Origin of the sequence: Indolivaga capnocytophagoides (assembly GCF_036511535.1) — a bacterium.
Classification (GTDB): domain Bacteria; phylum Bacteroidota; class Bacteroidia; order Bacteroidales; family Dysgonomonadaceae; genus Dysgonomonas_A; species Dysgonomonas_A capnocytophagoides.
Genome location: NZ_AP028867.1, coordinates 1,427,854 through 1,441,045, shown reverse-complemented (window position 1 = coordinate 1,441,045; position 13,192 = coordinate 1,427,854). Strand labels below are relative to the sequence as shown.

Below are 13,192 nucleotides of genomic sequence, written 5' to 3'. Positions count from 1 at the left end.
TCTCTTGCAGTTATACTTGGATGGACAAATAACATTCGATGATACGGATGCGAGTCAATAAATAGGTCTGAGACCTTAATAAAAGATTTTATGAAAAAGACAATAATAATACTAACAGCCGTTCTGATGTTGACAGGGTGTGACGACCTTTTTTCTCCGGCTATCGAAAATAATAAACAAATCGATTCTGCGGCGGACGAGCCTTCTTTCAGTCAGGGTATTTTAGCGAATGCATATACCCGTAATCCTTATAGTTCGCAGTCGTTTAATGATGTTGCCACAGATGATGCGGTTACTAATCAGGTAACCAATAATTACTTAAAAATGGCAACAGGTACATGGACGGCCAGTAATAATCCTATGGATCAATGGTCTACCTGCAAATCAGCTATTCAGTATATCAATCTTTTTCTGCAACAGGTTGATAAAACATCATGGGCAGACGATAAAACAGTAAACCAGCTGTTCTGCGATAGGCTCAAGGGCGAAGCTTACGGCTTGAGAGCCATGTTTATGTTTTATATGCTGCAAGCTCATGGAGGATGGACTGCAGATGGGCAACTGTTGGGTGTACCTATCGTGAATGAACCGGAAGATACCGGTACGGATTTTAATCGTCCTCGGGATACATTCGATGACTGTGTTGCTCTAATTTATGCAGATGTGAAATTGGCGGAAGAGTTACTTCCTCTTGATTACGAAGATATTACTCAAGCATCACAATTACCTGAGAAATATCGTACTGCGGGAGTGTCTGTAAGTCAATATGTGAGAGTATTCGGTCAACGCTTCAGAACTAGAATGACCGGGCGTATAGCAAAGGCATTTCGTGCGAAAGCTGCTTTGTTAGCAGCAAGTCCGGCTTTTGCGGAAGGTACATCTGTTACTTGGGTAGATGCTGCCAATTATAATGGAGAATTGCTGGATCTGATCGGAGGGGTTAGTGGCATAGCATCCAATGGTTTTACATGGTATAAAAATGCCAATGAAATATCAGCATTGGGAGCAGGGGAGAATCCTAAAGAAATTCTTTGGAGGGAAGGTCTCGAAAGTAACGCATATAGCTTAGAAAAATCTCATTTTCCATCCAGTTTATATGGTGGCGGACAACTTAATCCTACTCAGAATCTTGTAGATGCTTTTCCTATGGCGAACGGATATCCTATAACCGAAAGCGGCAGTGGATACAATAACCAGAATCCGTATGTGAACAGAGATCCCCGCCTAAGCACATATATTATCGTTAATGGAAGTAAGGCTAGCCTTAATAACGAGGTAATCACGACAAGTGTGGATGGTACAAATAATGATGCTTTGAATAAAGAGGACGGAGTATCCACCCGTACCGGATATTATCTCCGCAAGCACCTTCGTGAAGATGTGTATCTAAGCTCAACTAGTAATAACGGACAACTTCATTATAAACCCCGTATCAGATACACTGAGATATTCTTAAACTATGCCGAAGCTGCCAATGAAGCTTGGGGACCAAGTACAAGCGGAGGCGGGCACTCTTATTCTGCGTATGATGTGATAAAAGCCATCCGTAAAAGGGCAGGAGTAGGAACATCTAATGGAGATGCTTATCTCGAAAGTATTAAGAATGATAAAGAAAAGATGCGAGAGTTGATTCGTAATGAACGCCGGTTGGAACTTTGTTTCGAGAGTTTCCGTTTTTGGGACTTACGTAGGTGGAAATCAACGTTAACCGAGTCTGCCAAAGGTATGAGTATCAAAGGTGAGACTTATACAGTGATAACTGTAGAGAACCGAAAATATTCGGATTTTATGAATTATGGTCCGATACCATACAGCGAAATTCTGAAGTTTGATGCGTTAGTTCAGAATAAGGGTTGGTAAGGAGTCTTTAAATCTAAAAATAAAAAAAATGAAAAAAATAATTTCAATATATGCTCTTCTCTTGGTCGTGTTTTTTTCCGGATGTAAGAATGATGACTGGGAATATGAAGATTATGAAGGAGGTACAACGGTTTATTTTGCAACTCAATATCCCGTGAGGAAGATAGTTTTGGGGAATGACGAAACATATGATATATCTATTGATAATGAGCATAAATTCATCATTTATGCAACTATGGGAGGAGTTTATTCTAATAAAACAAATCGTACGGTAGATATTGCGGTGGTAAACTCGCTGTGTGATAACCTTCAGTTTGAAGATGGAGGTGATATTATTCCGATGCCTTCTAATTATTACACGTTAGCATCTAATCAGATTGTTATACCCAAAGGTAAAGTAATGGGTGGTGTAGAAGTGCAACTTACCGATGCCTTCTTTGCAGATCCGTTGGCCTTAAAAAATACATATGTAATTCCTTTGGTCATGTCTAATGTTCAGAATGCGGATTCTATACTTTCAGGTAAACCCAAAGTTGACAATCCGAGTAGGGTGTCAGCATCAGACTGGGATGTTACACCTAAGGATTATGTGCTGTATGCTGTAAAATATATTAACCCTTGGGATGCCGTTTATTTACGCAGAGGAGTAGATATTGTTACAGAGGGCGGACAGGTTTCTACTATTGTTCGTCATGAACAATATACAGAAAAAGATGAAGTATATACAATCTCAACACTGGCTCTGAAAAAGAATAAATGCACAGTATCTACACAAGTGGAAGTCTGGAATGAAGCGGAGCAAAAAAATAATACAAGTACTTTAACTTGTGATCTGACACTGACATTTAATGATAAAAATGAATGTACTGTAACTTCTGCAACCAACGGATATACAGCAACAGGAACCGGTAAATTTGTGGAAGACGGAGAAAAGAATTCCTTTAACAATAAAGACAGGGATGTTCTTTACTTAGACTATACGATCGATTATGGTGCTAAAAAATATGCAACGAAAGATACATTGGTCGTGCGGGACAGGCAGATCAAAGGCGAATGGTTTAATGTAATAAATAAATAACCGAATAATCTGTATGATATGAAACAATATATAAAAGTAATTCCGATCATAACTCTGTCTCTATTATCGTCTTGCGCAGATAATGAGCTGTTGGAATTTAGTGTTGAGAAACCAGCAAGTATTGCTGAATATGAATATTTAAATACTTATCATGTTCTGAAGGATTATGTAGACCGTACTGCTAATCCCGATTTTAAACTGGGAATAGGAGTATCAGTGGGGGACTATAATGCAAAAGGCGGCATATACCAGCTTATAAACAGTAACTTTGATGAAATGACCGCAGGCTGGGAAATGAAACATGGAGCCTGTGTGAGCGATGAGGGGGCTATGGATTTTTCGACAGTCGAGAAGTTTATTGCCACGGCTAAATCTGCCGGAACCACTATTTACGGACATACCCTTTGCTGGCATGCAAATCAGAATGCTAAATGGCTGAATAGTACAATTGCCCCTTCCGAAGCGGGTGGTGATCCCTATTGGGAGGATAATGTATTTATCAACTCCGATTTTGAAGGTGATGATGAATCTTCTTATACAACCGGAACTTCTTTAGCATCATTGTCTTATACTGCTAACGGAGGAGGTGCAGATGGAATAGGCAGAGCGATTGCTGTAACAAACAGTGCGGTAAGGACAAATGATTATGAGTCTCAGTTTTTCTTTACTTTTCCTTCTATGCATTTGGTTGAGGGGGAAACTTACGAATTCAGCATGAAATACAGAGCGGATCAGTCTTGTTCTTTTGCAACTCAGGCACATTATGGTCCTCAGGAATATAAACATTGGGATATGTTTGGTTCGCTGAGTGCAACTACCTCATGGAAGACTTATAAAAAAGAGTTTACGGCAACAGCCGAGGTTGCAGATGCTTATACCTTTGCTTTTAATCTCGGAGCAACAGCTACAACGTATTATTTCGATGATATTTCGTTGAGACATTATAATAAAGGAAGTTCGGGAACTAGTTGGGTCGAGCAGCTTTCCGGAGGTGATTTCGAAGAAGATAATTTCGATAATAGTTTTCAGGTCAATGGAGTAGGTGTGAAAGGGTATGCTACCGGATCAAATGGATCGGGACGTGCTCTTACTGTTAAAACTCCGAGTGCACAGGTCAATGATTATGAATCTCAGTTTATTTTCAAATTTTCACCAACGATGAAGCTCGGAGATGTATATAAGGTGAGTATGGATGTAAAAGCAGATAAAGCGATGACCTTTAGTACACAAACGCAGACAACTCCCGGCAGTTACTTGCATTGGACAGCTTTTGGTGATATTTCTGCGTCTACCGAGTGGAAAACGTTTACTTATACGCTCACCGTAACCGACTCGTTTGTCGGAGGAGGGGCTATTGCTTTCAATTTGGGAAAGAATGCCGGAACGGTATATATAGATAACTTATCCTTTCAGAAAGAAACGGCTACTGGCGGAGAGAAAACTGATGAAGAAAAGAAAGAAATCATTACCAATGAGATGGAACGTTGGATAAAGGGCATGATGGAGGTAACGAAAGACTATGTTAAGGTGTGGGATGTGGTAAACGAGCCTATGGATGACGGTAGTCCTTCGCAATTAAAAACAGGAGTCGGTAAGTCTGATATCGGTGCAGATGAATTTTATTGGCAGGATTATATGGGTAAAGATTATGCCCGTAAGGCTGTAGAGCTTGCCCGCAAGTATGGAGGTGATCGTCAAAAATTGTTCATAAACGATTATAACCTAGAATATAGCCTTGATAAATGTAATGGGTTGATCAATATGATAAAGTATTGGGAATCTGATGGAGTTACTAAGATTGATGGTATCGGAACTCAGATGCACGTATCGGTTAGCTTAGATGCGGCAGAGCAAGCACGAAGGGAAGCCCGTGTTGATAAAATGTTTGAAGCATTGGCTGCCACAGGTAAGCTTATCAAGATATCGGAACTCGATATGGGTATCGACGATGAGTCTGGAAATAGTGTAAAGACGAAGGATGCCACTTTTGAACAACTCAAAAAGCAAAGTGATTATTACGCTTATATTATAAAATCTTACTTTAAATACATCCCTGCACCTCAGCGATATGGTATTACTCAATGGGCTTCGACTGATAGTCCCGACAATTCTTCATGGAGACCCGGGGCACCCATAGGTCTTTGGAATTCTGAATATTACCGAAAACCTACTTATGGAGGATTTGCTGATGGCTTAAGCAAATAAAATTAAAATGTAAGGATAAAATTGATAATCTAAATAAGCTGTGTAGGTATATTCCCGAAAGGTATACCTGCATAGTTTGTTTTATCACGATTTCAATTAAGTTTTCATACCTGTTTATTGCTTTCGTAAGCATAAAAGCAACAGATCGTTATTGCCATAAAACAGGTGATTAAATACTTTCTGTTACTTATTTTGTATGTATTCTAAAAACAACTACGATGAAGAAATTTTTATTGATTCTTTCTCTATGTGCCCTATTTATAGGTAAGGCCAACTCGCAGTCGTGGACTGCTGATAATGGAAACGGAACATTTACCAACCCTTTGTTTTATGATGAATTTACAGATCCTGATTTGATTCGGGTAGATACTGTTTTTTATATGGTCGCCAGTTCTATGCATGCAATGCCGGGGCTTCCGTTGCTCCGATCAAAAGACTTGGTTAACTGGGAATTTGTGACTTATATTTTTGATAAGTTAGATCTTGGACCCGAATTCCATCTCGAAGGCGATAAAGGTATTTACGGCAATGGAATATGGGCTCCGGCTATTCGTTACCATAAGGGTACTTTTTATGTTTTTGTAAATGTAAATGATCATGGTTTGCAAGTCTTTTCGGCTCAAGATCCGTCTGGTCCGTGGATTCATAAAAATATGGGAGGTAGAATTTACGATCTCGGAATACTTTTCGATGATGATGATAAAATATATGCTGTACATAGTTATGATGAGGTTAAGTTGATCGAAATTAAACCCGACTTCAGCGGATATGTCGAAGGAAGTGAAAAAGTTATTATACCTAAGAATAATGCTATGGGAGAGGGGCACCATTTTTATAAAATAAATGGAAAATATTATATCATCAGTGCCGACTATGCTCCTGTCGGACGCATGCAGTGCGCTCGGGCAGACAAACCCGAAGGCCCTTACGAAACTGTAGTTATAAGCAGCCGTGAAACAATGGGAACACAACGAGGGTGGTGGTCGAAAGGATATGGTTTTTGGTCGAATATTCCGAATGAAGGAGAGGTGATGGAGTTTGAAAAACCTTCTGAAAACGGATTTTATGCTGTTCCTCTTCATCAGGGTGGAATTGTAGATCTACCCAATGGTGAATGGTGGGGATTTTCTATGATGGATGTAAAATCAACAGGGCGTTTAACGTTTCTTTCGCCTGTAATTTGGAAAAATGGATGGCCTTATTTTGGATTGGAAGGCAATCTGGGACGTTCGCCACGTACATGGTTTAAGCCCGATATAGGTATGAACACGACTCCTATAACAACTTATAAACGCGATGATGATTTTTCATCACCTAAGTTACAACCCATCTGGCAGTGGAACCATATTCCGGTAGATAAAAAATGGTCACTTACAGAAAAAAAAGGAATGCTGCGTTTGCATACATTACCTGCCAAAAACTTTATGTATGCCAAAAATACATTGACTCAAAGGGTAATGGGACCGGAATCGAATGCAACAGTTGTACTAGATGTTAAATCATTGAAACAAGGAGACGTCGCAGGATTAGCATTGCTAAACGTTCCGTATTACTGGATTGGTGTTATCCGAACAAATCAAGGGCTTATGATCCGGTTTTATGATCTGGTAAAAAATCAGTCAATAGATGAACCTATCTTAACTAATAGAGTGTATTTACGAGCCAATGGTAATTATGATAAAGATATTGCACGATTGAGCTTTAGCACAGACGGAGTCAATTTTAAAGAAGTGGGTGATGACTTACGATTAGGATATCAGATGAAAACTTTTCAAGGTGTAAGGTATGCATTGTTTGCTTTCAACACCGAAGGTAAAGAGGGCGGATATGCCGATTTTGATAGTTTTAAAGTCGAAGAGCCTTTAGCTGATCGTTCCCGCAATCTTCCTATCGGGAAGATTATTACTTTGACTAATTTAGGTAATAATATGCCGGTCTGGGCACATTCACATGGAATGTTACACTCTACCGGATCTTCGAAAGATGCTTATTATTCAAAAGGCTGCCAATTCAGGGTTCATGATAGAGGAAAAGGACGTATAGCTCTTGAATCGATGGATGGTAGTGGTTTTATAACAGTTGTAGGAGAGGGGCTTTCCGGTGATGTTCGAATGATGAAAGACGAAAGTGAGGGTAGCTTGTTTCTTTGGCAGGATATGCTTCGAAACGAATGTATGTTATTATCGCTTAAAACAAATAAGTATGTCGGACTTACTCCTGAAACAGGAGAGCCTTATTCGGCTGATTGGGCGGGTAGCAGACCGGATCGAAAAGATGGGGCCGTATTTGAATGGAAAGAAGTAAAGGAAGAACAGTCCTGATTAATACCTTAAAAGAACAATTTTATAAGTAACAGCAAGTATTAATGATATATTTTAGATTTTTTGTTTTAGTTACCAAAGTAATAAAAAGGTCTGAGACCTGAACTAACTTAGATATGAAAAAAATAACAGGCAGTATATTTCTTTGCCTGCTCGTTTTAACGAGCTTCGGGCAGGGATTTAAGAATCCGATACTTCAGGGATTTTATCCCGATCCGAGTGTTTGCCGTGTCGGTGACGATTATTATATTGTGAACAGTAGTTTTCAATACTTTCCCGCAGTTCCAATCCATCAGAGTAAAGATCTTATTAATTGGAAAAGCATCGGATATGTTCTGGATCGGCCGTCACAAGTAAAGCTGGAAAAAATTGGATTCTGGAATGGAATCTATGCTCCTTCTCTGCGTTATCATGACGGATTGTTTTATATGATTACGACCAATACTTCCGATAAAGGCAATTTCTATGTTTACACGGATGATCCGGCAGGGGAATGGTCTGACCCTGTATGGGTCGATCAAGGAGGTATTGATCCTGATATTTTATTTGATAAAGACGGAAAGGTTTATTTTATTTCGGCAATGGGGGGGATTCACATTTGCGAAATTGATATTAAAACAGGTAAACGGCTTTCCGAATCAAAAAGGATATGGAATGGTACAGGGGGGAGATATGCCGAGGCTCCGCATATTTATATGAAAGATGGTTTTTATTATTTACTGATAGCTGAAGGTGGAACCGAATATGGGCATAAAGTAACAATTGCCCGCAGTCGTTCAATATTTGGCCCATACGATTCGAATCCGGCAAATCCGATATTGACTCATATAAATGATAATGGAGCATCTAACCCTATTCAAGGAGTCGGTCATGCAGATCTTGTTCAGGCTCATGATGGATCGTGGTGGGCTGTCTGTCTCGGATTCAGACCGCAGACCGGAGCTCATCATGTCATGGGACGAGAAACATTTCTGGCTCCTGTAGCATGGAATGATAATAGCTGGCCTGTAGTTAATGGTGATGGTACCGTATCTCTGAATATGGATTGCCAGACTTTACCTCAAGTGAAAGTTCCAGAGAAACCTTCGAAAGACGATTTTGAAGAAACTAAGCTCAGTGATGACTGGAACTATTTATGTATTCCGGCTTTCAAAAATTATTCTCTAACGGAAAAAAAAGGGTCTTTGCGTTTAAAAGCTTCTACTGTATCACTTGATGAGATTGATTCTCCGACTTTTGTGGGACGTCGCCAGCAACATACTGATTTCTGTGCAACAGCGGCTTTGGATTTCAATGGGATAAAGAACAATTCTAAAGCAGGGCTGACAACTTATATGACGAGTAATTATCGTTACGATTTATCTGTAAAATGTGTAAATGGAAAGTATACCCTTTCTTTATCATATTATCTGGGTACATTAAAACATATCGAAAAAGAAGTCTCGTTATCAGGTAAAGATATATTTCTGCGTGTCGAAGGTAGTAATGACTTTTATACTTATTCATTTTCAACCGATAATAAGGATTTTCAGAAACTGGGAAATATCGATACCCGTTTTCTGAGTTCTGAAACCGCAGGAGGTTTTACGGGTGTATATCTCGGAATTTTTGCTCAATCGGAACAAGATAACGCTTCGTATGCTGATTTCGATTGGTTCGAGTACAGTCCTGTTACTCTGAAATAAATATTGTTAAACATTAATTACATAAACAATGAAGTACACAAATTATCTGATAAAATCAGGAATCTTATTATTAGCTGTATTTGCAGTTACACAAGTTATTGCTCAAAATGCTTTAGTACAAACTAAATATACTGCAGATCCTGCACCCATGGTATATAACGATACTGTATATTTATATACTACGCACGATGAAGATGATTCTCAGGGCTTTAAAATGCTTGACTGGCTGTTGTATACATCTACCGATATGGTAAACTGGACAGATCATGGAGCTGTAGCCTCCCTGAAAAACTTCGAATGGGTTACAAAAGATAATGGGGCATGGGCTCAACAGGTTGTTGAACGGAATGGTAAATTTTACATGTATTGTTCTATACATGGACAGGGTATTGGTGTGTTAGTATCCGATTCGCCTTATGGTCCATTCAAAGATCCGATAAACAAGCCTTTGGTGTGGCAGAAAGAACACTGGTATGATATTGATCCTACGATTCTTATTGATGACGATGGACAAGCGTATATGTATTGGGGTAATCCGAATGTATACTATGTGAAACTCAACGAGGATATGATTTCTTATTCGGGTGATATAGTTCAACTTGACCAAAAAACGCAACACTATCAGGAAGGTCCCTGGGTATATAAACGAAACAACCATTACTATATGGCTTTCGCTTCGACCTGCTGTCCCGAAGGACTCGGATATGCTATGAGCGATAATGCTACCGGGCCATGGACAACAAAAGGATATATAATGAAACCAACGCCTCGCACAAGAGGAAACCATCCGGGTATTATTGACTATAAGGGAAAATCGTATGTCTTTGGATTGAGTTATGATTTGATGCACAAAGAAACATTCAAACATCACGAAAGAAGATCATCTATGGCTGCACCTATGTATTACAATGCAGACGGCACTATCAAAGAAGTTCCTTATTGGACAGAGACTGTACTGGAACAGATAGAATCATTTAATCCGTATCGTCGGGTTGAAGCCGAAACAATTGCTTGGGGATATGGACTGAAAACAGAAAAAATGCCCGATGGAAGGATCTGTGTTACCAATATCGATAACAATGAGTCGTTGTGTGTGAAAGGTGTAAATTTTGGCAAAGGAGCAAAGTTGTTTAAGGCTATTGCAGCATGTAATACAGATGGGGCTTATATCGAAATTCGTATAGACAGTACTACCGGACCTCTGATTGGTAATCTTCCTATAAAACGAACCGGAGCAATGGATAAGTTTGAAGAAATGTCGTGTCTGATCAATGATGCAAAAGGAGTTCACGATCTCTATTTTTGCTTTAAAAGTACCGCTCAAAAGGATAATCTATTCTTCTTTGATTCATGGGAATTTAAATAAGTAACTATAAGTATTTACTCTTGTATAGTAAACGAGTTTACAAGTAGACCTGTAGACGAGTTAATACACATTTTATACTTGTTAACCTGTCTACTCGTCTACTGACAGATAAATAGGTCTGAGACCTTAAATAATAACATATGAAACATTTAAAAAAGAATCTTATTCTAACTTGCATTAGTGCATCTATGATTTGCCAGGCGCAAAATCCTATTGTACAGACTATGTATACAGCCGATCCGGCTCCGATGGTGTATAATGGCAAGGTTTATCTTTATACCAGTCATGACGAAGACAATGCAACATGGTTTGTTATGAATAATTGGAAGTTATATACAACCGAGGACATGGTTAACTGGACTGATCATGGAGTTGTACTTTCTTATAATGAATTTGATTGGGCTGCTCGCGATGCGTGGGCTGCACAATGTATAGAAAGAGATGGAAAGTTTTACATGTATGTACCTACCATAGATAAAGCCACTAATAGCCCGGCTATTGGGGTTGCGGTTTCTGACAGCCCTTATGGTCCGTTTATTGATCCATTGGGAAAACCTTTGATTCAAAAAGGAAAAGGGGATATTGATCCTACGGTTTTTATAGATGATGACGGACAGGCATATCTCTATTGGGGAAATCCCAATCTGTATTATGTGAAATTGAATAATGATATGATATCTTATAAAGGAGATATTGTTAGTGTGCCAATGACAGAAGCATCATTTGGTAAGCGCGAAGGCAATATTGCAGAGCGTCCGACTTTATATGAAGAAGCGCCCTGGTTGTATAAGAGAAATAACCTTTATTATTTACTATGGGCAGGGGGACCTATACCTGAGCATTTAGGATATTCTACAAGCAAGAGTCCAACGGGCCCATGGGAAAACAAAGGAACATTAATGGCCACGGAAGGTAGCAGTTTTACTAATCACCCTGGAATAATAGACTATAAGGGTAATACATATCTGTTCTATCACAATGGAGCATTGCCCGGAGGGGGCGGATTTACCCGTTCGGTATGTGTTGAACAAATGGAATTTGCAAAAGATGGTACAATTAAACCCCTGAAAATGACCGCAGGTATTTCAACAGGGCTTGAAAGGTTGGATCCGTATAGAAAAACGGAAGCCGAGACAATTGCTTTTTCCGAAGGTGTAAAAGCTTCACAGAACAAAGAGGTCGGAGTGTTTATCAATGCGATGAAAGACGGTGCTTATACTAAGATTAACGGTGTAGACTTTGGTTTAAAAGGTGCATCTAAGCTAACAGCCAGAGTAGGTACAACCCATCATGAAGGTGTTAAAATGGAAGTAAGGATAGATAATAAAGATGGCAAACTTTTAGCAACAATCAATGTCCCTATTACGGGCGGAGATAATAGGTGGTCATTAGTGACTGCTGATATCGCAACTGTAACAGGTGTGCATGACCTGTATTTTGTATTTAAAGGAAATAAACCGGGGGCACTTATGTATTTCGATTATTGGATGTTTTCTAAATAACAAACAGTATGAATAACTAGTTTATATAACCTATAATAGCTGAGACTTAATCTGATAATCATAAACGACCTACAACTGTCAGATTAAGTTTAGCTATTTCATATAATCTGATTAATGTGTTTTGAACCTGAATGTATTAGCCACGAATATTCTAGCTCAATAATACATTGTTATTCATTTTAAGTTTTTCCTCCAATACAGCATTGCAGGATCTGTTTCGGTAAATCCGAGGCTTTTATATAATTGTTGTGCTCTTGAATTATCAATCCTTACTTCAAGAGTAATCCTGCTGCATCCTTTTTCTATTGCCTTGTTTTTCAGTGATTCCAATAAAGCACGTCCGATACCTATATGCCGATGTTCGGGTAATACAATTAAGTCATGTATATTAATCATTGGACTAACCGTAAAGGTTGAAAAATTTTCGAATGCTACTAATAATCCGCTGAATGTATCTTTGTATTTAGCTAATAGCACTATGGATGTAGGATGCTGGTTGAGGCTGTCTACCAACCTTAATTGTTGCAATTTACTCAGTGGCTCACCACCTCCCATTTCATCCAGAATGTATGAATTCATTAAAGAGCAAATAGCTTTTAAATCGTCACTGCTTGTGTAGTCGCAATCTGCAATGGTTATATCAGTAGGATTCATTTGTTAGGTTTTTATAGTTTTGTACAGGAATATTTATGCTAAATTACATAAATCTATCGGTTGTATTCAATTTGTTGCTGTTTTTCTCTGTTTTGGTGTGTATTTTATGGTGTTTGGTTCGTCTGTGAATAATATGATCTAAAAAATAGTGTATTAAAATCAAAATATTATTATTTGATGTAAAAAGAGCATTGTTTGTTTCTATATTGTGTTCTGTTTTTGAGCACAAAAATTATATCAGTTTCCTCGAGTAATTTAATAAAATTTAATATCTTTGCTTTGATTTTGGTGTCATAAAAACCGCTTCTTCGGTAATATGATGAAAAGGGAATCAGGTGAAAATCCTGAACAGACCCGCTGCTGTAAGCTCTATCAAAGTCTTTGAGCAAAACTCAAAACCACTGTTTCTTCGGAAATGGGAAGGACGCTCAAAGATGGAGTAAGTCAGAAGACCTGCCAAGATTAATAAACTGAAAGCTTTCGTGGAATAGAGCTGTAAGAAACAAGTATAAACCAATTAA

The 13,192-nt window shown here is 38.7% G+C and carries 8 protein-coding genes and 1 riboswitch; of the genes, 7 read left to right on the top strand and 1 reads right to left on the bottom strand.

The genetic code is table 11. The annotated features are described in order from the left end of the window. Positions 1-90: 90 nt before the first annotated feature. From AABJ51_RS05830 to AABJ51_RS05800, 7 genes are all read left to right on the top strand, one after another. A complete protein-coding gene (locus AABJ51_RS05830; protein ID WP_338374752.1) occupies positions 91-1,860 on the top strand; it encodes a RagB/SusD family nutrient uptake outer membrane protein in 1,770 nt (589 codons plus the stop codon). Between the two features lie 28 nt (positions 1,861-1,888). Further along, on the top strand, positions 1,889-2,938 hold the full coding sequence (locus AABJ51_RS05825) for a DUF5627 domain-containing protein (RefSeq protein WP_338374751.1): 1,050 nt from the start codon (positions 1,889-1,891) through the stop codon (positions 2,936-2,938). An 18-nt stretch (positions 2,939-2,956) separates the two neighbouring features. Next, the gene (locus tag AABJ51_RS05820; RefSeq protein ID WP_321577249.1) at positions 2,957-5,143 is read left to right on the top strand and encodes an endo-1,4-beta-xylanase; all 2,187 of its coding nucleotides are present in this window, start codon (positions 2,957-2,959) and stop codon (positions 5,141-5,143) included. 218 nt (positions 5,144-5,361) lie between these two features. Then, positions 5,362-7,464, top strand: coding sequence for a glycoside hydrolase family 43 protein (locus AABJ51_RS05815; protein ID WP_338374750.1), 2,103 nt, complete (start codon positions 5,362-5,364; stop codon positions 7,462-7,464). A gap of 116 nt (positions 7,465-7,580) precedes the next feature. After that, complete coding sequence (locus AABJ51_RS05810; protein ID WP_338374749.1) at positions 7,581-9,149, top strand: glycoside hydrolase family 43 protein; 1,569 nt, start codon at positions 7,581-7,583, stop codon at positions 9,147-9,149. A 28-nt stretch (positions 9,150-9,177) separates the two neighbouring features. Then, positions 9,178-10,515, top strand: a complete 1,338-nt coding sequence (locus tag AABJ51_RS05805; protein WP_338374748.1) for a glycoside hydrolase family 43 protein — start codon at positions 9,178-9,180, stop codon at positions 10,513-10,515. Between the two features lie 140 nt (positions 10,516-10,655). Next, positions 10,656-12,017, top strand: coding sequence for a glycoside hydrolase family 43 protein (locus tag AABJ51_RS05800; protein ID WP_338374747.1), 1,362 nt, complete (start codon positions 10,656-10,658; stop codon positions 12,015-12,017). A gap of 174 nt (positions 12,018-12,191) precedes the next feature. Here the strand turns inward: AABJ51_RS05800 and AABJ51_RS05795 are convergent, their stop codons facing one another. Next, the gene (locus AABJ51_RS05795; RefSeq protein ID WP_338374746.1) at positions 12,192-12,671 is read right to left on the bottom strand and encodes a GNAT family N-acetyltransferase; all 480 of its coding nucleotides are present in this window, start codon (positions 12,669-12,671) and stop codon (positions 12,192-12,194) included. Positions 12,672-12,940: 269 nt separating this feature from the next. Further along, positions 12,941-13,146, top strand: a riboswitch (cobalamin riboswitch). Positions 13,147-13,192 lie beyond the last annotated feature (46 nt).